The organism is Bacteroidia bacterium (assembly GCA_039924845.1).
GTDB lineage: Bacteria > Bacteroidota > Bacteroidia > DATLTG01 > DATLTG01 > DATLTG01.
Map to the genome: position 1 here is coordinate 1 of JBDTAC010000089.1, position 26,219 is coordinate 26,219.

At 35.7% G+C, this 26,219-nt stretch carries 22 protein-coding genes and 1 pseudogene; 14 read left to right on the forward strand and 9 right to left on the reverse strand.

From position 1 onward, the window contains the following. The 7 genes and pseudogenes from ABIZ51_10760 to ABIZ51_10790 all read left to right on the forward strand — a co-directional run bounded on the left by ABIZ51_10760 (position 1) and on the right by ABIZ51_10790 (position 7,679). Positions 1-1,012: pseudogene (locus ABIZ51_10760) on the forward strand (pyridoxal-phosphate dependent enzyme). Between the two features lie 21 nt (positions 1,013-1,033). After that, on the forward strand, positions 1,034-1,864 hold the full coding sequence (locus ABIZ51_10765) for a helical backbone metal receptor (GenBank protein MEO7089262.1): 831 nt from the start codon (positions 1,034-1,036) through the stop codon (positions 1,862-1,864). Positions 1,865-1,982: 118 nt separating this feature from the next. Then, positions 1,983-4,301: a patatin-like phospholipase family protein gene (locus tag ABIZ51_10770; protein MEO7089263.1), complete on the forward strand. Its 2,319-nt coding sequence runs from the start codon at positions 1,983-1,985 to the stop codon at positions 4,299-4,301. A 79-nt stretch (positions 4,302-4,380) separates the two neighbouring features. After that, the gene (gene bamD, locus ABIZ51_10775; GenBank protein MEO7089264.1) at positions 4,381-5,193 is read left to right on the forward strand and encodes an outer membrane protein assembly factor BamD; all 813 of its coding nucleotides are present in this window, start codon (positions 4,381-4,383) and stop codon (positions 5,191-5,193) included. An 11-nt stretch (positions 5,194-5,204) separates the two neighbouring features. Next, the gene (locus ABIZ51_10780) at positions 5,205-5,534 is read left to right on the forward strand and encodes a DNA-directed RNA polymerase subunit omega (GenBank protein ID MEO7089265.1); all 330 of its coding nucleotides are present in this window, start codon (positions 5,205-5,207) and stop codon (positions 5,532-5,534) included. 47 nt (positions 5,535-5,581) lie between these two features. Next, positions 5,582-6,781, forward strand: a complete 1,200-nt coding sequence (gene coaBC, locus ABIZ51_10785; protein ID MEO7089266.1) for a bifunctional phosphopantothenoylcysteine decarboxylase/phosphopantothenate--cysteine ligase CoaBC — start codon at positions 5,582-5,584, stop codon at positions 6,779-6,781. Continuing rightward, a complete protein-coding gene (locus tag ABIZ51_10790; GenBank protein ID MEO7089267.1) occupies positions 6,774-7,679 on the forward strand; it encodes a DUF4835 family protein in 906 nt (301 codons plus the stop codon). The genes coaBC and ABIZ51_10790 overlap by 8 nt, the downstream gene beginning before the upstream one ends. Before the next feature lie 60 nt (positions 7,680-7,739). Here ABIZ51_10790 and ABIZ51_10795 read toward each other — a convergent pair whose 3' ends face one another. The 4 genes from ABIZ51_10795 to ABIZ51_10810 form a co-directional block, all read right to left on the reverse strand. Further along, the gene (locus tag ABIZ51_10795; GenBank protein ID MEO7089268.1) at positions 7,740-8,447 is read right to left on the reverse strand and encodes a dienelactone hydrolase family protein; all 708 of its coding nucleotides are present in this window, start codon (positions 8,445-8,447) and stop codon (positions 7,740-7,742) included. A gap of 30 nt (positions 8,448-8,477) precedes the next feature. Next, positions 8,478-8,933, reverse strand: a complete 456-nt coding sequence (locus ABIZ51_10800; GenBank protein MEO7089269.1) for an SRPBCC domain-containing protein — start codon at positions 8,931-8,933, stop codon at positions 8,478-8,480. 13 nt (positions 8,934-8,946) lie between these two features. Next, positions 8,947-9,396 (reverse strand): DUF1569 domain-containing protein, encoded by a 450-nt coding sequence (locus ABIZ51_10805; GenBank protein ID MEO7089270.1) that lies wholly within the window; start codon positions 9,394-9,396, stop codon positions 8,947-8,949. A 107-nt stretch (positions 9,397-9,503) separates the two neighbouring features. Next, positions 9,504-9,920 (reverse strand): hypothetical protein, encoded by a 417-nt coding sequence (locus ABIZ51_10810; GenBank protein ID MEO7089271.1) that lies wholly within the window; start codon positions 9,918-9,920, stop codon positions 9,504-9,506. A 525-nt stretch (positions 9,921-10,445) separates the two neighbouring features. Between ABIZ51_10810 and ABIZ51_10815 the strand changes: the two genes are divergently transcribed. The 5 genes from ABIZ51_10815 to ABIZ51_10835 all read left to right on the forward strand — a co-directional run bounded on the left by ABIZ51_10815 (position 10,446) and on the right by ABIZ51_10835 (position 15,321). After that, positions 10,446-10,991: a DUF4199 domain-containing protein gene (locus ABIZ51_10815; protein ID MEO7089272.1), complete on the forward strand. Its 546-nt coding sequence runs from the start codon at positions 10,446-10,448 to the stop codon at positions 10,989-10,991. 1 nt (position 10,992) lies between these two features. Continuing rightward, positions 10,993-11,931: a glycosyltransferase family 2 protein gene (locus ABIZ51_10820; protein ID MEO7089273.1), complete on the forward strand. Its 939-nt coding sequence runs from the start codon at positions 10,993-10,995 to the stop codon at positions 11,929-11,931. Between the two features lie 12 nt (positions 11,932-11,943). Then, positions 11,944-13,041: a glycosyltransferase family 9 protein gene (locus ABIZ51_10825; protein MEO7089274.1), complete on the forward strand. Its 1,098-nt coding sequence runs from the start codon at positions 11,944-11,946 to the stop codon at positions 13,039-13,041. Continuing rightward, on the forward strand, positions 13,038-14,159 hold the full coding sequence (locus ABIZ51_10830; protein ID MEO7089275.1) for a glycosyltransferase: 1,122 nt from the start codon (positions 13,038-13,040) through the stop codon (positions 14,157-14,159). Before ABIZ51_10825 ends, ABIZ51_10830 begins: the two co-directional genes overlap by 4 nt. 127 nt (positions 14,160-14,286) lie before the next feature. Further along, complete coding sequence (locus tag ABIZ51_10835; protein MEO7089276.1) at positions 14,287-15,321, forward strand: acyltransferase; 1,035 nt, start codon at positions 14,287-14,289, stop codon at positions 15,319-15,321. Between the two features lie 295 nt (positions 15,322-15,616). Here ABIZ51_10835 and ABIZ51_10840 read toward each other — a convergent pair whose 3' ends face one another. From ABIZ51_10840 to ABIZ51_10860, 5 genes are all read right to left on the reverse strand, one after another. After that, a complete protein-coding gene (locus ABIZ51_10840; GenBank protein MEO7089277.1) occupies positions 15,617-18,805 on the reverse strand; it encodes a CusA/CzcA family heavy metal efflux RND transporter in 3,189 nt (1,062 codons plus the stop codon). Positions 18,806-18,817: 12 nt separating this feature from the next. Continuing rightward, positions 18,818-19,930: an efflux RND transporter periplasmic adaptor subunit gene (locus ABIZ51_10845; GenBank protein MEO7089278.1), complete on the reverse strand. Its 1,113-nt coding sequence runs from the start codon at positions 19,928-19,930 to the stop codon at positions 18,818-18,820. Positions 19,931-19,934: 4 nt separating this feature from the next. After that, on the reverse strand, positions 19,935-21,224 hold the full coding sequence (locus ABIZ51_10850) for a TolC family protein (GenBank protein MEO7089279.1): 1,290 nt from the start codon (positions 21,222-21,224) through the stop codon (positions 19,935-19,937). 91 nt (positions 21,225-21,315) lie between these two features. After that, positions 21,316-22,680 (reverse strand): HAMP domain-containing sensor histidine kinase, encoded by a 1,365-nt coding sequence (locus ABIZ51_10855; GenBank protein ID MEO7089280.1) that lies wholly within the window; start codon positions 22,678-22,680, stop codon positions 21,316-21,318. Beyond that, positions 22,677-23,363, reverse strand: a complete 687-nt coding sequence (locus ABIZ51_10860; protein ID MEO7089281.1) for a response regulator transcription factor — start codon at positions 23,361-23,363, stop codon at positions 22,677-22,679. Before ABIZ51_10860 ends, ABIZ51_10855 begins: the two co-directional genes overlap by 4 nt. A 204-nt stretch (positions 23,364-23,567) precedes the next feature. Here ABIZ51_10860 and truA point away from each other — a divergent pair, with 204 nt between their 5' ends. Next, on the forward strand, positions 23,568-24,401 hold the full coding sequence (gene truA / locus ABIZ51_10865; GenBank protein MEO7089282.1) for a tRNA pseudouridine(38-40) synthase TruA: 834 nt from the start codon (positions 23,568-23,570) through the stop codon (positions 24,399-24,401). 24 nt (positions 24,402-24,425) lie between these two features. After that, on the forward strand, positions 24,426-26,213 hold the full coding sequence (locus tag ABIZ51_10870) for an ABC transporter ATP-binding protein (GenBank protein MEO7089283.1): 1,788 nt from the start codon (positions 24,426-24,428) through the stop codon (positions 26,211-26,213). Positions 26,214-26,219 lie beyond the last annotated feature (6 nt).

Genomic DNA, 26,219 nt, shown 5'->3' on the forward strand with positions numbered 1-26,219 from the left:
GAATGTAGATCCAGAAGATTCACGCTCGTATTATTCTGTTTCTTCGCGTTTGGAAAAAGAAGTTCCGAACTCTTGGAAACCCAATCAATAAGATAATTTATCCAATTCAATAGCGCATTACGAACAAACGGGTCCTGAAATTTGGGAACAAACGGAGGGGAAAATTACGCATTTAGTTGTTGGAGTTGGAACAGGCGGAACTATTTCTGGAACCGGAAAATTTTTAAAAGAAAAAAATCCGAATATAAAAATTTGGGGAATTGATACGTATGGCTCTGTTTTCAAGAAGTACAAGGAAACAGGAATTTTCGATAAAAATGAAATTTATCCATACATCACGGAAGGAATCGGCGAAGATTTTTTACCGAAAAATGTGGATTTTAGTATCATCGATCGTTTCGAAAAAGTAACGGATAAAGATGCAGCATTGATGACGCGCGAAATCGTAAAAAAAGAAGGGATATTTGTTGGAAATTCAGCCGGAGCAGCTATGGCTGGCTTAATGCAATTGAAAGATCAATTGAAAGAAACAGATGTTGTGGTAGTTATTTTTCACGATCACGGAACGCGTTATTTAGGTAAAATGTTTAATGATGATTGGATGCGCGATCGCGGATTTTTGGAAATTAAAAAACCAAAAGCGATTGATTTAATTCGCAAACACATTAACAGTCCTTTACTTACAGTAGATGCGGATGCGTCGATAAACGATGCCGTTCAGATTATGACGAAATACGATATTTCTCAAATTCCAGTAATGCGAAAAAATGAAATAATTGGTGCATTAAACGATAATCACGTATATACGCAATTGCTTGCTAACGCAGATTTGAAGCAAGAAAAAGTAGAAAAATTAATGCAAAATCCATTCCCGTTTGTGGAGTTGCAATCGTCTATTGAAGAGGTTTCTAAAAAAATTACAAAAGAGAATAACGCTGTGTTGGTAAGGGATTTGGCAGGAAATATCCACATCATTACCAAACACGATATTATTGATGCGATTAGTAATTGATGAAATTATTTTCATCGTAAAATGAAAAATACTTTTCAAAAAAATAATTTTTTCGATCAGACAAATCGAGAAATTATTTTACGCGAAATTCCGAAAAAAATAATTTCGGTAGTGCCTTCTCAGACTGAATTACTCTACGATTTAGGTTTAGATGAAGAAGTAATCGGAATCACCAAATTTTGTATTCACCCCGAAAAATGGTTTCGCGAAAAAACACGCATTGGCGGAACAAAAAAACTTGACATCGAAAAAATAAAATTGCTAAATCCGGATTTAATTATCGCGAATAAAGAAGAAAATGAAAAATCGCAAATTGAAGAATTGGCGCGCGATTTTAATGTTTGGATCAGCGATATAAAAACGCTGGATGATGCGCTACAAATGATTCTTCGAATAGGAGAAATTACTAATAAAAAAGAAAGAGCTGGAGAAATAAAACAAAAAATAGAAATCGAATTTGAAAAAATAATTTTTCGGCAAGTGAAAAAAAAATTTTTGAGAACGGCTTATTTCATTTGGAAAAAACCGTTTATGGTTGCTGGTGAAGACACCTTTATAGATGAAATGCTGCGTATTTGCGGACTGGAAAATGTGTTCCCGAAAAATATTTTTTCAGACACAAGAAATACGCGTTATCCTGAAATCTCGGCAGAGCAATTGAAAGCGGCAAATCCGGAAATTATATTATTGTCGTCGGAACCTTATCCATTCAAAGAAAAACACATCGAAGAATTTAAATTGATTTGTCCGCAAGCAAAAATTAAAATTGTGGACGGTGAATTATTTTCGTGGTATGGCTCGCGTTTGTTGGAAAGTCCTGCGTATTTTGCAGAATTAATAAAAGGTTTTTAGTGCCATCAAAAAAATAATTTTTCGAAAGCATTTTATCTTCACAAAAAATTCACGTGGTAATTTTATATTTATCCTTTTAAAATCTTGTAGATTTGCAAGAGCTTATTGCTAAGCATTTATGAAAATACAAAATGTTCGCTGTAAAAAAATAATTCTCGAAAGCATTTTTTCGATTGCTTTGATGACTTTTTTTATGAATACGGTGAGTGCTCAAAAAGTAGGATTGGTGCTGAGTGGAGGAGGAGCGAGCGGTTTGGCGCACATTGGCGTTATCAAAGCCTTGGAAGAAAATCACATTCCGATTGATTACATCACTGGAACTTCTATGGGTGCTTTAGTGGGCTGCATGTACGCGATTGGATACACGCCTGCGGAGATGGAAAAAATTGTTACGTCGGATCAATTTAAACATTGGGCGTACGGACAAATCGAAAATAAATACATTTATTATTTTAAGAAAAAAGAAGAGGATGCTTCGTGGATTACAATTAAACTTTCTTTGGATTCGGCTTTAGAAACAACGCTTCCGACAAATATTATTTCACCCATTCCAGTAGATTTTGCTTTGATGTCAAAATTATCCGCACCGGCGGCTGCGGCTCATTATAATTTTGACAGTTTAATGGTTCCCTTTCGCTGCGTAGCCGCGGATGTAGAAGATAAACAAACTGTGGTTTTTAGAAGAGGAAATTTAAGCGAAGCCGTTCGTGCTTCTATGTCTTATCCATTTTATTTAAAACCGATTTCAGTAGATGGAAAACTTTTATTTGACGGAGGTTTATACAATAATTTTCCATCAGATATAATGAAAAAAGATTTTTCGCCCGACTATGTTATTGGCAGCAATGTTTCAGGAAATGTTCCTCCGCCTAAAGCAGATGACATCATTTCGCAAATTAAAAGTATGCTCATGAGTAAAACAGATTATGCACTGAACTGTCCAGATGGGATTATTATTAATCCAAAAACAGACATTGCTTTGTTTGATTTTGATAATCCTCAAGAGCTTATTGACAGCGGTTATGCGGCTACAATGCGCCAAATTTCAGAAATTAAAATATGTATCCAACGTCAAGTAGACCCAACAATTTTAGCAGAAAAGCGCGCTGCTTTTATCCACAAGGAACAGCCTTTGAAATTTAAAGATATTGACATTAAGGGATTAAATCGTGTTCAAATTGCGTATGTAAAAAAAATATTGCGACATAAAACCAAAACGATTCCTATTGATAGCTTAAGACCAGAATATTTTCGCTTGATAGCGGATGATAAAATAAAAAGTATTTATCCGACGGCAAGTTACAATCCAGATGGATCTTACACGCTCAATTTAAAAATAGTTCAAGAAAAAAAATTATTGGCAAAGTTTGGTGGCGATTTTTCAAATCGTCCGATTAGCGAAGGTTTTGTGGGATTGCAATACAATTATCTTGGCAAAACGGCCACATCCATTAGCGGAAATACGTATTTCGGAAAATTATATACTTCGGCACAGTTAAGTTCGCGTATTGATTTTCCGTTTAAAGAGCCACTTTATATTGAACCGATGATGACTTATAACCGCTGGGATTATTTTAAAAGTAGCACTGCTTTTTTTGAAGATGTAAAGCCATCGTACTTGATACAAAACGAACAATATGGAGAACTAAATATTGGTTTCCCTTTTGGTAACAAAGCAAAAATGGTTGCTACAGGTGGGATTGGAGACATTGTAAATAATTATTATCAGACAACACTTTTTACACAATCGGATACCGCCGATCAAACCAATTTTAGAAATTTTTATACCCGATTAACATTTGATGTGAATAATTTAAACAGAAAACAATACGCGACTGAAGGTGCTCGTTTTTTTGTAAAGGCAACGTATGTAAACGGCATCGAATACACACAACCCGGTTCCACATCCATCAACAAGCAACAAACTACAGAAGGACATCAATGGATCCAGCTAAAAAGTGCGTTTGACAATTATTACAAACGACGAGGTACGTTGCGTTTAGGCGTTTATTTAGAAGGGGTTTATTCTAACCAGCCATTTTTTAATAATTACACATCCACCATTTTAATTTCTCCTGGTTTTCAGCCTACGCCTGAAAGTCAAACACTTTTTTTAGAAAACTACCATGCAAATATTTATGCCGCAGGCGGTTTAAAAAGTATTATCACAGTTAAAAAGAATATCGAACTTCGTTTTGAAGGCTACGTTTTTCAACCGTATCAAGCCATTAGCAAACAAACGGATTTAACAGCTGTTTACGGAAAACCACTTTCGATAAGGCATTATATTGCAACGGCAGCAGCTATTTACGAAACGCCTTTCGGTCCATTTAGTTTGAGTATTAATTATTACGATAGCCATACAGTAAACACTAATTCGCTCAGTTTTTTATTCCATTTCGGATACATTATTTTTAATCGAAAATCAATTGATTAATAAATACGGTTTTATTGAAAATTAAAAAAATACTTTTTGACAAAGAAATGCTATATTTGCACTCTTTTTTTAACCTATTATGCTGAAACGAATTCATATCATTTTCTTTATTTTAGTACTTGCTGGAACCTTTTCTTCGTGTAGCAAATACAATAAAATGATTAAAAATGCGGACATCAGTAAAAAATATGAAATTGCTATTGACCTCTACAATAAAGGCGATTATGTTAGAGCTTTGCCTTTGTTTGAAGAATTAATGACCGTTTACAAAGGCACAGATAAAGCAGAAACCGTTTATTACTATTACGCCTATACCAATTATAATTTAGGTGATTATGTATTGGGCGGTTATTATTTTCACGCCTTTGCGAAAACATATCCAAATAGTCCGCATACAGAGGAATGCGAGTACATGTATGCCTATTGTTATTACTTAAATTCCCCCACGTATAGTTTAGATCAAAGCGATACAAAGACTGCCATTCAAGCCTTTCAGGAATTTGCCAATCAATTTCCGAACAGTGATAAATTAACAAAATGCAATCAGTTGATTGATAATTTGAGAGCTAAATTACAACGGAAAGCCTACGAAAATGCCAAATTGTATTATTACATCGAAGATTATAAAGCAGCCATCGTTGCCTTCAAAAATGTATTAAAAGATTATCCAGATATCAAACAAAAGGAAGAAATTAATTTTCTGATTGTGAAAAGTAATTACTTGCTTGCCATCAACAGCATCGATTTAAAAAAGCCGGAAAGACTTCAAAATACAGTAAGTGCCTATCTTAAATATGTGGATATGTTTCCACAAGGAGCATTTTTAAAAGATGCCGAGCAGATTTACAACAGTGCTTTGAAAGAACAACAAAAAATAAAAAAACAATCATAAAAACACACCCCATGGATTACAAAAAAACACACGCAGAATTGACTACAACTACCAGAGATCTTCGTCAAATTGACTCTAAAACTGGCAATGTGTACAAATCACTTGTGGTTATTGCCAGAAGATCCAATCAAATTAGTGCGGAGATAAAAGAAGAATTAACGAATAAGTTAGCTGAATTTGCTACTCATACCGATAATTTGGAAGAGATCTTTGAAAACAGAGAACAAATAGAAGTTTCTAAATATTACGAGCGTTTGCCGAAACCTACTTTAATCGCAACACACGAATTTTTGGAAGACAAAATCTATTACCGCATACCCGATTCGGAACCTACAAAATAAGTTTTAACCGTTCGAAAAATTAATTTTTCGAACGCAATTTTTTTGTCATGCTTTACGGACGAAATATACTGGTCGGGATTTCCGGCAGTATTGCTGCCTATAAAAGTGCTTTCTTAATTCGGTTGCTGGTAAAGGCAGGTGCGAATGTGAAAGTAATAATGACACCTGCCGCCAAAGATTTTATTACTCCGCTCACACTTTCTACGCTTTCAAAAAATACGGTTTACTCCGAATTTAGTAAGCCAGATGGATCATGGGTAAACCATGTGGATTTAGCTCTTTGGGCGGATGATATCATCATTGCTCCAGCATCTGCTAATACCATTGCTAAAATGGCACATGGGCTTTCCGACAATTTATTGATGGCAGTGTACTTATCTGCTAAATGTACTGTTTGTGTTGCTCCTGCAATGGACTTAGACATGTATAAACATCCTTCTACAAAAGAAAATTTTAAAAAATTGGCTGCTTTTGGGGTTAAAGTGATTCCTCCTGGAACTGGCGAATTAGCAAGTGGTTTACTTGGCGAAGGACGCATGGCAGAACCAGAAGATATTATTCGTTTTATAGACGAACAGAAATTGCTTTTACATAAAAAAAAAGTATTGGTAACAGCTGGTCCCACTTATGAAGCCATTGATCCTGTTAGGTTCATAGGTAATCATTCGTCTGGAAAAATGGGCTTTGCCATTGCAGAGGAATTTGCAAAAAATGGAGCGGATGTTACCTTGGTTACTGGTCCGGTTGCCTTGCAGCAGCAACATCCAACTATTAAGCGGATAGATGTTACATCCGCCGACGAAATGTTTAAAGCCTGTACAACAAATTTTAAAAATAAAGACATTGTTGTAATGGCGGCTGCGGTGGCGGATTATAAACCGCTTGTTGTTGCGAAACAGAAAATAAAAAAAGCATCCGAAACCTTTACTATTCCATTAAGTAGAAACAAGGATATTTTGATGGAACTCGGTAAAATGAAATCGAATAAACAAATTTTAGTTGGCTTTGCGCTCGAAACAGAAAACGAGCTTGCCAATGCCAAGGAGAAAATGAAGAAAAAGAATTTAGACATCATCGTGCTCAATTCCTTGCAGGATAAAGGAGCCGGATTTAAAAACGATACAAATAAAATAACGCTGATAGACAAATATAATAAAACGACTACTTTTGAGTTAAAATCCAAAACAGAAGTAGCCAAAGACATTGTTCAAAAAATTATTTTTTTACAGGCACACAACCATGCGTAAGTTATTAAGTATTATTTTAGTTATTCTCAGTTCTATTTCAATTGTTTCTGCTCAGGAATTAAATTGTCAAGTATCTGTTGTATCGCCTGCCATATCTGTATCTGCTACCAAATTGGTGCTGCAAACCCTGCAAACTTCTATCTTCGACTTTATGAACAATACGCGTTTTACCAACGATGTTTTTAAAAACGACGAACGTATTGAATGCAGTATCCTTATTAATGTTACGCAACAGGTTTCTACCGACCAATTTCAGGCAACCATTCAAATACAATCGCGGCGACCTGTTTACAAAAGCTCATACAATTCGACTATGATTAACTTCATTGATCAGGATTTTGAATTCTCATACCTGCAATATCAACCGATGGAATTTGTTAAAACAACAGTGAATCCCAACTTGATGTCCGTTTTGGCTTTTTATGCTTATACTATTATCGGAATGGATTACGATTCGTATTCTTTGAATGGTGGTTCGCCTTATTTTCAACAAGCACAAACCATTGTAAACAATATGCAAAACGCTGCTGAAAAAGGCTGGAAGCCTTATGAAAGCGACCGGAACCGCTATTGGCTCATCGAAAACATTTTGGATCCTTATTTTAAGCCTTTGCGGGAATGTATTTATCGCTACCATCGCCTTGGCTTGGATATTATGTCGGATAACAAAGATGCCGGTAGAGCTGTCATCCTACAAAGTTTGCAGTTATTGCAAAAAGTTAACAATGATAAGCCTGGTTCTTTCGGTTTGCAATTTTTCTTCAATGCCAAATCCGATGAAATTGTCAATATATTTAAACAAGCTTATCCCGAAGAAAAAACGAAAGTCGTCAGCGTCCTCACGGAAGTAGATCCCGCCAATTCCAATAAATACGACACCATTACGGGGACACAGTAAAAAGAACTGTCCAAAAATTAATTTTTCGAAGCTCTTGTTTCAATTAACAAAATTTAATTTTTACTCGCCTAAATTATTTTTGAAGAAAGCCATACTCATTGCCCACGTTTCGGAAGCTGCATGTTTGTTATAACTTGCGCGGTCGTCGCAATTAAAACCGTGATCGACATTAGAAATCACTACATTGGTATACGGTTTCTCCGCAGCTTTTACAGCATTGATTACAATGTCTATCTGTTCAGCAGAAATGTGTTTATCCAAACCTCCCCAAAAGAATAAATGAGGCGCATGTAAATCTTTCGCTTTATCCGCATAATCGGATGTTTTTCCTCCGTAAAAGGAAACAGCCGCAGCAAGCGGTAACACAGCGTTTGCCAAGAAGGAAACTCTGCCTCCCAAACAAAAACCAATACTTCCTATTTTCGCGTGTTTTACATTGGGTTGTTTTTGTAACCAATCGTACGCGGCTTTCATATCAGCCGACATCCCCTCTACGCTCATCGCTTGAAAATGGGGCATAATAGATGTCATATCTCCATAACTGGCTTCAAAGCCGGGCGCGGCACTGCGGTGGAATAATTCTGGCGCAATAGCCACATATCCTTCTTTCGCGATGCGATCTGCAATGCTACGAATGTGTGCAGTTATTCCGAAAGCTTCCTGTAAAACAAGCATCGCCGGAAACGGACCTTTGCCTTCGGGCATCGAAACGTAAGCTTGCATACTTGTACCATCGCTTACTTGTAAACTTATTTTTTGTGTAGCCATTTCTTTGAATTGGTATTGATAGTAGCGCATTTATTTCCCTTCCACCAATTGCTTGATAGCAACTAAAATCGAGTTCCAACCTTCGCCTTTGTTATAGGTATCGATGTATCTTTTTTCGCCTTCAGCTGCGTTTTCGAAACCGTCTTGTAGCACCATTAAATGAGTTACTCCGCCCTTCTCCGACAAATCATACGTAACGTTCAAATAATTTTCAGGCACATCAGGATAAGACGCATTGGGGTCTATCACCGAGTATTTTAACTGACGATTGGTTTGAATGTGCAACACAATTCCTTTTACGAATACCACTTCTTTGCCTTCTACCTTGGCGCGCCAAATTAAAGGATTACCCACTTTCCAGTCGGATACCGCTTCGCAACCAAACATATACATTTTTGTTTTTTGTGGATTCACCAACGCATCCCATACTTTAGCCAATGGTGCATTGATTTTAATATCGCTTTTTACGATTAATTGATGACTCATATTCAGGAAATTATTAGGCGTTAAATTGTTGTAAGTGATGATCGAGATGTTTGTACATGCCTTTACTCCATTCTTCGGACGTTGCTTTTCCAAAAAAGGAATGCGGCTGTGTAGTACATTTTGCTGCACCACCTTCGGAGAATTGTGTTACAAGTGATTTCAACTTGCTTTTTTCTTTTTCAAAATCACGTTTGTCAGTAATTATAAACTCTTTACCTGTCGGACTGTTTTTACCATACGATTTATCATTATACATCATTGGTTTTACGAAAGGTGCAAGCACTCTGCCGATAAAAATACGTGGAATAACCAATTGTCCAGTTGCTGTTTCCATACTAACAGAACAATGTGCCAGCATTTGTGCTACATTCATCTTCCCCCATTGGCGTTGTGAAGCAGGATTTAATTTATCTATCCGTTGTTGTATTTCTTGCGCGGTTGCTTTATCAAATAAGTTTTTCATTTGTGCTGAATGTTATGATGTTTGTTGTCAAATGTAGCTGAAATAAATTCACCTCAACAAGAAACCACACCAAAACGCGGTGTGGTTTCCTGAAAATTAAACGGAATTTACTCTTTAGCAATCTTAATGCTTCTGCCTTTTGGCGAAAAGGAATTGGTAACTACCTTAAAGCCGTACTGACTCAGTTGTTCCTCTTTGCCGCGATAATGAGCGAGCAAAACATCTCGCATTTTGGAAACTAAATACGTGAGGGTGTTCGGACTACTGGCTGTTTGCCCCTTCTCGATACCTAAAGCGATGCGCGCTGCTTGCATATCCTTTTCGCTTTCTTCGCGTAAATGTATGCTGCGAATGCGGTTGGTTTCGGCTTCGGTAGCAAGCGATTGTAAATCTGCCAAATCGGATTGGGCAATCGGACTTACTTCCTCATTTGTTGCGCTCTTTTCCATGATGCGTTGAGCGAGACGCAATAACTCTTCCGGCCTGTTGTGCGGAAGGGTTACACTTACGGTTCTTTTCGACATTTTCTTTTGTTTTTAGGGTTAAACTTGTTTAAAAACGTCAAGTACTAACTCATTATTGTTTAGTATGTGTTAAAATTTACTAAAAAAGAACTAATAAACAGATAGTATCAGTTCATTCTTGCCAAGTATCAACTCATCCTGAGAAAGAATAAGCTGTTAGTGTCTTACTAAGAGCTGTTAGTGTCTACTTAAGAACTGTTAGTGTGTTACTAAGAGCTGTTAGTGCCTTACTAAGAACTGTTAGTACCTACCTAAGAACTGTAAGTAACACACTAAGAACTGTTAGTGCCTTACTAAGAGCTCTAAGTGTCTACCTAAGAACTGTAAGTTACACACTAAGAACTCTAAGTATCCTGCTAAAACTTCATTCTTTGATGTACTGAGAAAGAACTCTTTTAGAACCGTTACTAAACGGATAGGTCTCAGTAACAAAATACAATAACAAAACAGAATGCTTTTAAAACGAGCATACTGACGCGCTATTTTCACTTTAATTATTATCTTTGCTCGATAACATTTTTCAACATGGAAACAAAACAGACTTCTATTCTCGCTCCTGCGCTTATCGCTGGTGTTATTGCCGCTGCTGCGTGCATTATTTATTCGTTAATTTTGAACGCTGCCATTAAAGGCTTGCCGCCAAAGGGAACGCAATACGTCAGTTATTTACTGTTAATACTGGTTATTTTTTTCGCTACAAAGCAATTTAGAGAAAAGAAAGCGGAAGGATTTATTTCGTACGGTAAAGCGCTTGGCTTTGGAACACTTATCAGCGGAGTTACGGCTGTTTTGTATGCGCCCTACATGTATATTTACATGACCTTTATTAACCCAAATCTGATTAATCAGATTATGGAACAAGCTCAAATAAAGATGGCAAATACCCCAAATATGACACCTGAAGCTATGGACATGGCGATGAAAAGTATAAAAATATTTACCAGTCCTAGTGTTATGGCGATTATAACCATCGTGGGATTTCTTTTTATCGGCTTTATTATTTCCTTGATTACTGCTGCTATTCTTCAAAAAGACAAACCTGTTTTTGAAACTCCCGATACACAAGCTTGATATGAATATTTCCATTGTTGTTCCTTTGTATAATGAGGAAGAATCCTTGACCGAATTGTGTGATTGGATAGCACGCGTGATGCAAAAAAACAATTTTTCGTACGAAGTTTTGTTGATTGACGATGGGAGCAAAGATAAATCTTGGGAAAAGATAATTGACATTTCGGCTGCTAATCCGAATATCAAAGGAATTAAAATGCGCCGAAATTATGGCAAATCTGCCGCGCTTCATGTTGGTTTTGAAGCTTGTTTAGGCGATGTAGTTATTACGATGGATGCCGATTTGCAAGATAGCCCGGATGAAATTCCTGAATTATACGAGTTGATTTTCAATCAAAAAAACGACATTGTTTCAGGCTGGAAAAAGAAACGGTATGATCCGATTACCAAAACCATTCCCACTAAATTATTCAATTGGGCAACGCGCAAAATGTCGGGTATTTATTTACACGATTTTAATTGCGGCTTAAAAGCGTATCGTCAAGAAGTGGTTAAAAACATTGAAGTTTACGGAGAAATGCATCGCTACATTCCGGTGATTGCAAAATGGGCGGGTTTCACAAAAATTGTTGAAAAAGAAGTACAACATCAAGAACGAAAATACGGCGTTACGAAGTTTGGTTTGGAACGCTTTGTAAACGGTTTCTTAGATTTACTTTCCATCACATTTGTAACTAAATTCGGAAAAAAACCAATGCACCTTTTCGGATTATTGGGTAGCATTTTATTTATGATAGGTATTGCAATTGCCGCCTATCTCGCGTATGCGAAATACGTTTGGTTGGATTACCGCATGACCGACAGACCTTTATTTTATTTCGGGTTACTTGCCATGATTATTGGTACGCAGCTTTTTGTGGCGGGCTTTTTAGGCGAATTAATTTCCAGAAATTCTCCGGAAAGAAACGATTATCAAATTCATAAAAAAACAGGTTTTTAATTGTAGAAAAAGATGAAGTTGAACGAAGTAAAATTTGATTGCATTCATTTTAGAGGCGATATTCCTTGCGCTCCAAATAAAAAAAGAGGACAGGTTTGTCCAACGTGTACAGAATACAAAGCGATTAAAACAAAAATTCTAATTATTAAATTAGGTGCGCTCGGCGATGTTATCCGTTCTACACCGCTTATAACACGTTTCCGAAAAAAATATCCGAATGCACACATTACTTGGATAACACATTCTCCGGCTATTTTACCTGCGGATAAAATTGATAAAATTTACAAATTTGATTTCAATGCAGTATATCATATCACGCATCAACAGTACGATGTTGCAATTAATTTAGATAAAGAAATTGAAGCTTGTGCACTTTTATCGGATGTACAAGCGAAAGAGAAATTTGGCTTTATCTGGAAAAACAATCACATCGACATTGCGAACGAAAAAGCGGAACACAAGCTAATGACCGGACTTTTCGACACACTTTCCATTCAGAATAAAAAGAATTATTTAGAAGAAATTTTTGAAATCTGCGGATTTGATTTTCAACAAGAACCGTATTTGCTCAATTACAACAAGGATTTGGCAGAAAAATGGACAGTGCTTCGCGAAAAAGCAGGAACTAAGATTATTGTCGGATTAAATACTGGTTGCGGAAAACGTTGGAGCACGCGCCTTTGGCCTTCTGATTATTGGTTGGAATTAATTGTTCGTTTGCAAAAAGCAAATTATTTTCCCGTGTTGTTGGGCGGAGAAGATGAGAATGAAATGAATAATTTGTATCGTGATAAAACAGGCGCGTATTATCCTGGCACTTTTTCGTTGGAAGAATTTATTGCGCTCACCTCTAATTGTGATATCATTGTTACTGCTGTTTCGATGATGATGCACATTGCAATTGGTTTGAAAAAGCCGATGCTTTTATTCAATAATATTTTCAATAAACACGAATTTGAATTGTACGGAAAAGGAATTATTGTGGAACCTCATACAGGTTGCGATTGTTATTACGGAAATACATGTATTCGCAGCAAAAATTGCATGCAAGATATTTCCGTAGAAAAAGTTTTTTCCACCATCGGCGAACTAAGCATTAAGCTGAAATGAACATCGCTTACCTTTCCACTTTTTATCCGTACAGAGGCGGAATCGTTCAGTTTAATACAGCTTTGTACAAAGCTTTACAAAAAGAGCACAAGGTAAATGCATACACGTTTACGCGTCAATATCCTGATTTATTATTTCCTGGAAAAACGCAATACGTAACCGAAAATGATACGTCGGACAAAATAGAAACCTTCCGAACGCTTGATACCATTAATCCTTTCAGTTATTATACCACGGCTCAAAAAATAAAAAAAATGCAGCCGGATATTTTATTGATGAAATATTGGATGCCTTTTTTTGCACCTTCGCTCGGAACCGTTTCAAAAATGCTGCGTAAGAAAACAAAAATCATTTCGGTTTTAGACAATGTGATTTCGCATGAAAAAAGAATTGGAGATAGAGCGCTTACTAAGTATTTTCTGAATCAAAATCATGGTTTTGTGGTGATGAGTTCGCAAGTAAAAAATGATTTACTTTCTTTTTTACCGAATGCGAATTATGTTTTTCATCCGCATCCGTTGTATGATAATTTTGGAGAAAAAATTAGTAAAGAAGCCGCTTGTGATTATTTAAAACTCGATAAAAACGAAAAACACATTTTATTTTTTGGATTTATTCGAAAATACAAAGGCTTGGATACATTGCTGGAAACCTTGGCTGATGAACGTTTGAAACAACTCAATGTAAAATTAATTATTGCTGGAGAATACTACGAAGACAAATCTTTTTACGAAGAACTCATTCAAAAATATAATCTTCAAGACCGATTGATTTTGAAAACAGAATACATTCCTTCGGAAGATGTGAAACAGTATTTCTGTGCTGCGGATATTGTGGTACAACCATACAAAACAGCTACACAAAGCGGTGTTACGCAAATTGCCTATCAATTTGAACGACCGATGTTGGTAACGGATGTGGGCGGTTTGTCGGAAATTGTTCCGCACAATAAAGTAGGTTATGTAACGGATTCGGCACCTACGGCAATTGCTGATGCTTTACTCGATTTCTATAATAATAAGCGGGAACAAGAATTTTCTGCGAATGCAGCTATTGAAAAAAAACGTTTTCAATGGGATTCTATGGCGAAAGCCGTTATTGAGCTTTCAAAAAAATAATTTTTCAAATCTGTTTTTGAACAGATGAACATATAATGAGATTTATATACAGAATTTTTAACAGAAGCTGATTTATTCTTAATATTTGATTGCTGGTAATTAAAGTAGCATTATATAGATTCAATATATGAGTAAGCGAATAGGGAAAATTGAACAATTAGATTCATTAAGAGCATTTGCAGCATTTAGCGTAATTATTTATCACTTTCTCCCTGTATTTAATTTAGGGAGTTTTCCATTGGGATGGATTGGAGTAGATTTGTTTTTTGTTTTTTCTGGGTACTTGATTACTGCAATTTTACTGGAACAAAAATCAATAGTAAATAAAAAATTTATAATTGTTAAAAATTTTATTATAAAGAGAGCACTGCGATTATTTCCTGCTTATTATCTGTTTATAACCTTTTTTTTATTTCTTATGATTGTCTTTAGATTGTATATATGGGACAAAGGAGATGCTGTTTACTATTACACTTATACGCAAAATATTTTGTTCTTTAAGAACGGAATGAAAGGTACTCAACTAAATCATCTATGGACACTTGCAGTTGAGGAGCAATTTTATATATTTTGGCCTTGGTTGGTGATATATATTGACAATAAAAAACTGCTCAAAATTCTTTTTGTTACTATAATAATAACTTTACTTTTCAAATCGTTCACCGAAATAGATCGCATAAGAATGTTAACTTTTTATCATTTCGATACACTCGGAAGTGGTGCATTGATAGCCGTTTTAATCAAAGAAAAAGGGCAGTATTTTTTATCTCCTCTCTACAAGTTTAAATATTTGATTATCTTATTATCTATGATTACATTAACAATAAGTCTGTATTTCAAAATTCCTCATTTGTTTATAGTATCTTCTGTTCTTATGCTATCAGTTAGTTTACTAATCGGTTCGCTTTTTGGTTTTAAAGGTATTGTTGGTAAAATTCTCAATTTACCTAAACTTAAATATTTAGGTAAAATTAGCTACGGACTTTATTTATATCACAAGCCGATTCCTTATTTCATTAATTTATTCAATCAAAGGATTTTTAGGTTAAATAATTTTATAGCTCTCATACTTGGCATTTCATTAACAATAATAATAGCTCATCTATCCTACAATTTGTTAGAAAAACGTTTTTTGAAATTAAAAGAAAAATTTGATTTGTAAATCACTTACAACGATATCGTCTCCAAATTGTTCTATATAAATTTTTCAAAAAAATAATTTTTAAAATCTGGTTTTGAGAAGCAAAAATATCACTTCAAAAAAATAATTTTTCAAACGATATTTTTATAAAAAAAAAGTTCCGCGATTTTTGAACCGCGGAACTCAGAGAAATTAACATTAATCAAACTACTATTAACTAAAACAATTGTAAACGAAAAAAACATTTTGTTGGGACAAATTTACGAACAAGATTTGCTTGCTTGTGTTAAAAATGAATTAGATTTTTATTAGAAATTTAATTTTTTAATTCGGGTGTAGGCGTATTAAAACCTTCCTCTTCGTGCCTTTTATCCACATTACGATACGCCCAAGCAAAAATCAATGGAAATACCAATAAGGAAAAAAACATCGAAGATAAAATTCCGCCAATGACTACGCGTGCTAATGGTCTGGAACTTTCTGATCCAATTCCTGTAGAAATTGCAGCAGGAAGTAAACCCATTGCTGCCATCAATGCCGTCATCATTACTGGGCGAATCAAAGAAACTACACCTAATTTTACAGCAAAGTACAACGAGTTTTTTTGTTCACGCATTTTTTCCATATTTTGTTTGAATGCTGTAATCAATAATACGCCTTCGAGAATACAAATTCCGAAAAGGGCAATAAAACCAATACCAGCAGAGATACTGAAATGCGTTCCTGTAATAAGCAAGGCTGCCACACCGCCGACGATGGCAAAAGGCACATTTAGAAAAACCAATCCGGCATCTTTAAAGTTACCGAACATCGCGAAGAGCAAAATAAAAATCAAAATTAAACTAATAGGAACCACTTGGGATAAGCGTTTCGAAGCACGTTGTTCGTTTTCAAAATCGCCTTGAAATTTCATAGTGTATCCTTTTTTTAACTGAATTTGAGTATTCACTTTTTCTTGCGCTTCGGCGACAGCACTTCCCATATCACGTCCTTCCACAGAAAATTTTAAAGCAGCATAACGTTGGTTACCGTCTCTGAAAATAAGACATGGACCTGTTTTAAAAGAAATATTAGCAATTTCCTTAATCGGAACTTCGGAACCGCTCATCGTCGGAACCATTAAATTCCCAATGTCCGTTTCGTTTTTTCTAAATTCTTCTGGAAAACGCACGCGAATGTCAAACTGCTCGATGCCTTCGTACAATTGAGATGCAGGCGCGCCGCCAATTGCCATTTGGATAACGGCATTCGCATCGGCTGTACTTACGCCGTACAATGCCATTTTTGTTTGATCCAAATCAATGTCTAATTCCGGTTGTCCGATATTTTTGATGGCTCCCAAATCCGTTATTCCCGGTACTGTTTTTAAAATAGTAACGGCTTGATTGATTTTATCTTCCATATAATTGAGAGAATCGCCCCAAATTTTCAAACAAATATCTCCTTTAACGCCCGAAACAGCTTCTTCTACATTATCAGAAATAGGTTGAGAAAAATTCAAATCCGCACCTGGAATGATTTCTAATTTTTTTCGCATCACTTCAATTAAATCATTTTTTGAAATGGTATCTGTCCAATCGCCTTCCGGTTTTAAAATCACATCAAATTCATTGTTGTAAAATCCAGTTACATCCGTTCCGTCATCAGGTCTTCCGGTTTGAGAAACCACATGTTCAACTTGTGGAAAAGATGCTAATATTTTACGTGCTTGTGTAGAAACTTCTACTGATTTTTGTAAAGAAGCGCTGTATGGTAGTTGAATTCGTACCCACATCGCACCTTCATCCATTTCCGGTAAAAATTCAGAACCTAAAAATTTAAAGGAATACAAACCAGCCACAATTACTATTCCTGCTATAATCAATGTAGTTTTACGATGTTTTGAAACGGCATCAAATGATTTGATAATCATACCAAACATTATATGCGTGATAGGATTGTGTTTTTCGTGTACGTTTTTAGTTAAGAGAACACTTACTAAAACAGGTACCAATGTTATAGTATATAAAAGCGCTCCCAACAGCGCAAATCCAAGCGTATAAGCGAGCGGAGAAAATAATTTTCCTTCTACTTTTTGGAAAGCGAAAATAGGTAATAAGGCGGTGATGATAATTATTTTTGCAATCAAAATGGCTTTTCCTAATTCCATCCCTTTCAATTTAATCATTCCCATTTTACTGAGTTTGTTAAATTTCTCCATTCCAATATCAATCACTTTTTGATCCAACATCACAAATAATCCTTCCACCATAACAACTGCACCGTCTATAATAATTCCAAAATCTACAGCACCTAAGGAAAGTAAATTGGCAGACATTCCCATCGTGTTTAAACACATGAAAGCAAACAAAAGCGAAAGAGGGACAATGATGGCAACAATTAGAGTAGTTCGCCAATTGAACATAAATAGAAAAACCAATAATGTTACAAGAATGATACCCTCTGCCATGTTGTGCAATACGGTATGTGTAGCAAATGTGGTGAGATTTTTTCGGTTGTAATAAGGAACTATTTTTGTGTCGGGTGGAAGAATTTTAGTATTTAACTTATCAATTGCTTTGGTGAGGTTAGCGATCACATCGTCTGGATTTTCTCCTTTACGCATTAAAACAATTGCTTCCACTGCATCGGGATTGTCCCTGATGACACGATGTCCTGCACTGTCAATGACATCAGTTCTGCCGACTTGCCCTAAACGCGGTTGATTGGAAATGACAACATTGGCAACATTTTTCACTAAAATAGGAACTCCATTATCGTTTTTTATAATGATATTTTTTATCTCGTTGATATCGTTCAGCAAGCCAATACCGCGAACAACATAAGCCTGCGAATTTTTTTCTATCACATCACCGCCTACATTAATATTTGTTCGGTTGATAGCTGTATAAACATCTAAGGGTGTCAATCCTAAATCAACTAATTTTTGTGGATTCACTTGTACCTCATACGTTTTTACCATTCCACCAAAACTCACTATGTCACCAATACCTGGCACAGCTCTTATGGCACGATCACATACCCAATCTTGTAGTGTTTTTAATTCGCGGGGTCCGCGGATTTTACTTTCTAAAGTATAACGATAAATTTCTCCCGTTGGTCCTGTTGGAGGTTGTACTTGAGGTGAAATTCCATTTGGTAAATTGGCATTCGACAATAAACTGTTTACCTGAATGCGTGCATCCATATCGGTAATATGGTCTTCAAAAACAATGTCCACCACAGAAAGTCCAAACACGCTTGTTGAGCGCAAACTGGTTTTGTTTTGCACCGGATTCATAGCGATTTCAACCGGAATGGTAACAAATTTCTCTACCTCTTCGGCACTTCTGCCAGGCCATTGTGTGATAATGGTAATCTCCGTATTAGTAATATCAGGATATGCTTCAATTGGCATATTTTTAAAAGAAATAATGCCGGCAACAATTAAAATAGCCGTCGCGAAAAAAATAAAATACTTATTTTTTAAGGAAAAAAATAATATGCCTTTTAATAATTTATTCATGGTTTAGATTACTTAACCGTTCAATGCTTGATAAATCAACAATGTTTGAGAACCCACAACCTTGTCTCCTTCTTTTAATCCTGATTCGATAAATGTTTTGTTCCCAAAAGTTGTAGCAACTTTTACAGGTTGGATGAGTATAGTAGATTTGTCTTTATAAACTAATACGTAATTCTGACTGTTGTCAAAAACAATGGCGTCGGAAGGGACACATAGCATTTTTGTATTTTCTGTTTTAGTGATAGTAACGCTTGCAAACATAGATGGTTTCAATGCGTAATCCGCATTAGGCAAGCTGATACGTACTTTCATCACTTTATTTACTGGATCTAAAACGTTTAATACTTTGTCAATTTTTCCGTGAAAACTTCTGTCTGGATAAGCCAATGTTTTTACTTCCACGCTATCACCCAAATGCACATCTGCAATGTTGGATTCATAAACATTTGCAAGCACCCACACATCTTTTAAATCTGAAATTGTAAAAAGATTATTTCCGTTGTCCGGACGGATATCCATTCCTTCGTTGAGGTTTTTTTGAACCACGTATCCATCAATCGGAGAACTTACTTTGTATTCTGCATCTGCTTTACCTGCCGTTGCTCCAAATATTTTTAAATATTGACTTACCATATCCAAATTGGCTGTTGCCGCTTTGTAATCGTTTTGCGCAGTGATTAAATCTTTATCTGAATACACATTTGTTTTGTAGAGTTCTTGTGCAACGTCCAAATTCTTTTTTGTCATGGCAACATTTGAAACGGCTACATTGTATTGATTTTGATACGTACTCACATCGCCACTTTGAACGGTAGCAAGTATTTGTCCTTTTGTTACGTAATCTCCAACTGAAACACGCACGGAATTAACATGACCGCTTACCAAGGGAAAAACATTGGCTACTTCATCCTGATTAAAAGATATAATTCCGTTTAACTTCAACACAGAAACTTCATTCGTAAGTTTTACAGTATCCAATTTAAGTTGCGCTAATTGTTCTGCGCTAAGCGGCATTGTGTTTACATTTTCGGGAGTTGTTTCCACTTCTTTTTTACCGCAAGATGTCAGCAAAAAGAAAAGCATCGAAATACTTGACATCAATAATAAGAACTTTATTTTTTTCATGATTTTATTTTAAATAATGTGCCCCAGTTCTGAAATTGAAATTTTGCACCGCGTTGAAATAATTATTGTCTAATTGGATAAGACTTAATTTGGCAGACATATACGTTCTCAATTGATCTAAAAAATCGAGTAAATTAATGTAACGTTTGTTGTAATTTTTATAGGCATCCGTTAATAAATCATCCAATTGTTTGGAATATTCAGGATCAATATTTTGCACACGAGATTGAACTTGCGCGTAAGTAATGTAAGCATCTGCCACTTCGTTTTGAACGCTTGAATTTTTGATGCTGTCCGTTGCTTGAGATTGTTGAAGCGTAAATCTTGCTGCTTTTATATTGCCTTGATTGCGATTAAAAAAAGGTAAATCAATGGCTAAGCCAATGCCTGTGTAATTGTTGATATAACTTCCTTGTTGAGAATACGAAAATAAAAAATCAGGGTCTGGAACAGCTGTTGATTTTTGAAGTTTCACATTCATGCGTTGTAAATCCACGTCTTTATTAGCAAGCAAAATATCTGGTCTTGATTTCAAAGTGCTATCCACAATTTGAGTAAAAGGTGGAAGTGTATTTTTTTCATGCGTAATATCAGATAATGAAATGTAAGTAGTAGCCGAATAGCACAATAAAATTTTCATATCAGCTTGGGCATTATTCATGTTAGAAAGCGTGTTTATTTCTTGATTTTCCAAATCATTTAACTCTGCTTTAAGTCGTAATACGTCATCTCCAGAAGCTGCGCCCAGTTTGAACATTTGCTCGGAACTTTCTATCAAGTGTGTTAATTCACTTTGCTGGCGGTGAAACACATTTATTTGTTGTTGGAGATACAAGATGTTTCCGTAATCTGTATGCAATTGCAATTTTAAACTTCGGATGACATCTTCAAAAGCCAACTCAGCCTCATCGGCAGAAAGTTTTGCTAAGCGAACCGTATTGGTATATTTTCCGACAATCGAAAATTCTTGTTGTATTTGTGCGTCCACATTTCCATTATCGCCACGATTAAAAAAAGAATGTGTGATCGGATCGTAAAAACCTGTTTGTACAGAGATATTCGGATTGTACCACAATTTTGCCTGAAGCACATTGGCTTGCGCGATGTCTACATTGTATTTAGCAGCAATCAGAACTAAACTTTTGCTCACAAAACGTTGTTCCACCGCGTTCATATCCAAATGTACGGTGTCGGTATATAATTTCAGACTATCCGCTTGTGCTTTACTATCAAAGGAAAGTGTGAGTAAAAAGAGGCTTCCGAAAATTATTTTTTTGGTTGTTGTGTTTATCATCTTCTAAAAAACAGAGCGCAAATTTATAAAAAGACGAAGGAGGTAAAATTAAATTCTTATTAGAATCCCGTTAAAAGAGCGTTAGGAGGCGCTAAATTGTGTTAAATGTGAGTTCTACAGAAGTTCCTTTTCCGATTTCTGAAGTAATATTCAAAGTTCCTTGGTGCAACTGAACAATACGATTGACGAGGGAAAGTCCGATTCCGGAACCGGTATAATTTCGAGCGTTTTCTGCACGGTAAAACGAATCAAGCACTTTTTTTTGCTCTGCTTCTGGAATGCCAATTCCACTATCTAAAATGGTAATGCGAATTTTATCTGTCGCATATTCTAAATGTCCTGTTACAATTTTATTATCTGAAAACTTAGAAGCATTTTCAAAAATATTTTCGAAAGCGATGTGCAGCAATTGTTTATTTCCTTTGATAATAAGCGCAGAAGCATCTTCTGGCATGTTAGTATATTCGATGTGAATTTTTACTCCGGGAATTTTTTTTTCGACTTCACTTTTCGATTCCCACAATAAATCATCCAAACGAACTTCTTCGGTTACTAAATCTGTATTGTAGAAACCTGTTTGCGCCATGTCTAATAAACCATTCGTCATTTTGCTCAAACGTTCGGCTTCTGAAAGCACGGAATTCAATACTTTTCGGTATTCCACTTCATTTCGTTCTTTACTTAGGGAAACATCAATCTCACCAATAATGGTGGTAAGTGGCGTTCGTAATTCGTGCGAAGCATTGCTCACAAAATCTTTCTGCACTTCAAAAGCAGTTTCCAAACGCGTTAACATATTATTGAAAGTAACTGCTAACTCTGCAATTTCGTCCTTCCCGTTTCCTTGATTGACGCGCAAATGCAAATTAGAAGCACCAATGGCATTCACTTCTTTCACAATGTTAGACATTGGTTTAAGAGCTTGAATGGAAAAAAACCTTCCCGAAAGATAAACGATAATCAAACTCAAAATAAACCCCAGAAATAATTCTTCGCGCAAATACATTAAACGCTCCATGCCTGGCAAATCAACGGCAGAAGCCATTACGATAAATTGTCCTTGATTGTCGTCGTAACAAATTCCAACCACTTGTCGGTTGTCGATTTCGTATTCTACTAATTTATTTGCGCGTGCTAAATTTATTTTATCATTCGTAAAAATTCCTTGTTCAGATACATCAATAAAAGCAGGATTATCATTTTTGTCGTATAGTTTCACAATTTCGTTTGGGAGCGATTGTAAAAATTTATTTTTGATATCTTGAAAAAGTTTCGGACTCAATTCGTCTTGTTCCAAAAAAACTTCGCCAGCAATAAAAGCACGTTCTTTTAATTTCACATAAAAATCTTGTTTCGTATTTAAAACGGTAAAATAATAAATTAAAAAATTGAGAAAAAGCAGGATAATTGCAATGATGAGCGTATAGGTGAGCGTAAGTTTGTTACGTATTCTCATTTATTTTCGTGTTCCACCCGAAGCACATAACCCATGCCGATTACGGTGTGAATTAATTTTGGAGAAAAATTTTTGTCAATTTTATTTCTAAGATAATTCACGTAAACGTCCACCACATTGGTTCCTGTATCGAAAGAAATTTCCCAAACGTTCTCTGCCAATTCTGCACGCGAAAGTACTTTGCCTTGGTTTTTCATGAAAAATTCCAATAAAAAATATTCTCTCGCGGTCAGATTAATGGGCTTTTCGGAACGTTTTACAGTTTTGTTATCAGCATTTAATTCTAAATCAGCAAGCGTGAAAATTTTGTTGGTTACTTGTACATTTTTTCTTCGAGTAAGTGCGCGCACGCGGGCAAGTAATTCCTGAAATTTAAATGGTTTGGTAAGATAATCATCCGCACCAGCGTCCAATCCAATTACTTTATCGCTTGTCGTAGCAAGGGCTGTAAGCATTAAAACTGGTACTTGCTGATTGGATTTTCGGATGTGCTTACACACTTCGATACCGTTTAATTGAGGTAATAAAACGTCCAAAATAATAATGTCAAACGTATTTTCGAGCGCCAGTTTTTTTCCTTCTTCGCCATCGTGCGCTAAGGTTACTTTGTAATTTTGTTCATCTAAACCGCGCTTTATAAGCAATGCTACTTTGGGTTCGTCTTCAACAAGTAATACTTTCATGAAAATTTATTTTGTGATGTAAGAAAATCAATACAAAGCAACCTTCCATTTAACGGAATCTGATTTGCGAAATTAGAAAAATAAAATTTGGGTTCGAAAAATTATTTTTTCAAATCAGAAAATAGCTTTCAAAAAAATAATTTTTCGAGCGGCTTTTTTCCCAACGAGCGTAAATACCAATCGATGTAATTGCTTATTTGTGATTTGCTAAATCATTTTAATGCGTCATATTATTTCTGTATTTTTGCGCTTCAAAAAAATAATTTTTCAGGAGTGCCGAATCGCTATTTTCTACAATTGTCTTATAAAGGAACGCATTACCACGGTTGGCAAGCGCAGGAAAATACGCCGAAAACTGTTCAACAAACATTGGACGATGTATTGACAAAGATTTTGGCAGAAAAAATAACGGTGGCAGGTGCAGGTCGTACAGATACTGGCGTGCATGCGCAGGAATATTTTGCGCATTTTGATTCCGAAAAAAAAGATGTACACATTGATCCGCAAAAATGGCTGTTTAAATTAAATGTGCTATTACCGGAAGACATTGCGATTCAGAAAATAATTCCTGTCCAAAGCAATGCTCATGCTCGATTTGATGCACATTCCAGAACATATCGCTATTTTGTGAATCGAAAAAAAGATCCTTTTTTAGCAGATAGCGCCTACTATTTGTACGGAAAATTAGATTTGGAAAGTATGAACAAAGCTGCTGCTATTGTGGTAAGAAACACTGATTTTACGAGCTTCAGTAAAGTAAATACACAAGTGAAAAATAATATTTGTGCTGTTAAAAAGGCTGATTGGGAAGAGCAAGGAGACTTACTTATTTTTACGGTTCAAGCAGATCGTTTTTTACGAAACATGGTTCGTTCCTTGGTGGGAACGATGTTGGAAATCGGTTTCGGAAAAATAAAAGCAGTAGAAATGCAAACTATTTTTGATGCAAAAAATCGCTGCGAAGCTGGACTTTCAGTTCCCGCACACGGCTTGTATCTCACAAAAATAGACTATCCTGAAAAAATTTGGTTAAGTTAAAATCATCTATTATTTATAAAAAACGTGTCGAAAAATTCTACTAAAAAAAAATCGGTTGCAGGCAAAATTTTTGATTACCGCCTTCTGAAAAGAATTTTGAGTTATGTAAAACCTTATAAAAATATTTTTGTTTGGTCGATGATTGCGACCACTTTACTCGCCTTTGTTTCCCCTATTCGCCCGATGTTAATCGAATACATGCTCGATCATTATGTGGTAACACCACATGCTGATAAACTATTAACAGCTACGTGTTTTTTAATAGGGTTGCTTTTTTTGGAAGGTATTTTACAGTTTTTAAGCACGTATTCTACCAATTGGTTGGGACAAACCATTATCAAAGATTTACGCTCTAATTTGTACAATCACATTATCGGATTGCGGTTAAAATATTTCGACCAAACTCCTATCGGAACCTTAGTTACACGAGTTGTTTCCGACATCGAAACCATCTCAGATATTTTTTCGCAAGGCTTAATCATCATTATGGGCGATGTTTTGAAAATACTGGTTATTATATTGGTGATGTTCAGCAAAAACATAGGATTAACGTTTGTTTGTTTACTTCCCATCCCTATTTTATTGGTGGCTACGTATTGGTTTAAAAATTCTGTCAACAATTCTTTTCAGGATGTTCGTACTCAAATTGCGCGGCTAAATGCCTTTGTACAAGAGCATATCACAGGCATGGCGATTGTTCAAATTTTCAATAAAGAAGAAGCGGAACTAAATAAATTTGAAGCCATTAATAATCAACATAAAAAAGCAAATATTCGTTCCATTTTGGCGTATTCGATTTTCTTCCCAGTGGTCGAGATTTTGTCATCTCTTTCGCTTGCGCTGATTGTTTGGTGGGCAGGAAAAGGAATTTTGCAACACACCACCAGCGTGGGTGAATTGGTTGAGTTTATATTGTTTACAAGTATGTTGTTTCGTCCGATACGGATGCTCGCTGATCGTTTCAATACCTTGCAGATGGGAATGGTTAGCTCTGAGCGTGTTTTTCAAGTATTTGATGCCAACGTGGCAATGGAAGATTCTGGGAAAATACACGAAAAAAATATGCTTGGAAACATCGAATTTAAAAATGTTTGGTTTGCGTACAATGATGAAAATTGGGTACTAAAAAATATTTCTTTTACTGCCAAAGTAGGTGAGAAAATTGCTTTGGTAGGAGCTACTGGCGCAGGGAAATCGTCCACCATCAATATTCTAACACGCTTTTATGAATTGAATAAAGGCGAAATTCTAATTGATGGCATCAACATAAAAGAGTATACCGTTCAAAACCTAAATCGCAATATTGCTGTGGTTTTGCAAGATGTTTTTTTGTTTTCGAATAGCATTCTTAATAATATTTCACTCAACAATCCAGCAATCACGCGCGAGCAAATTATCGAAGCCTCTAAAATTGTTGGTGCGCACGATTTTATCAGTCGTTTGCCTGGCGGATACGATTACAATGTGATGGAACGTGGTGCTATGTTATCTGTCGGTCAGCGGCAATTAATTTCATTTATTCGTGCCTACGTTTACAATCCGAAAATTTTAATTTTGGATGAAGCCACCTCTTCCATTGATACAGAATCCGAAAAATTAATTCAATATGCCACCGATAAAGTAACGCAAAACAGAACATCTATCATCATTGCGCATAGGCTTGCTACTATTCAGAAAGCGGATAAAATAATTGTGATGGATCACGGAAAAATAATTGAATCTGGCAATCATCAGGAATTACTCAAGCAAAACGGGCAGTATAAAAAATTGTTCGATTTGCAATTTAAAAATGAAGCTGTAATAAGCATGTAAAAAAAC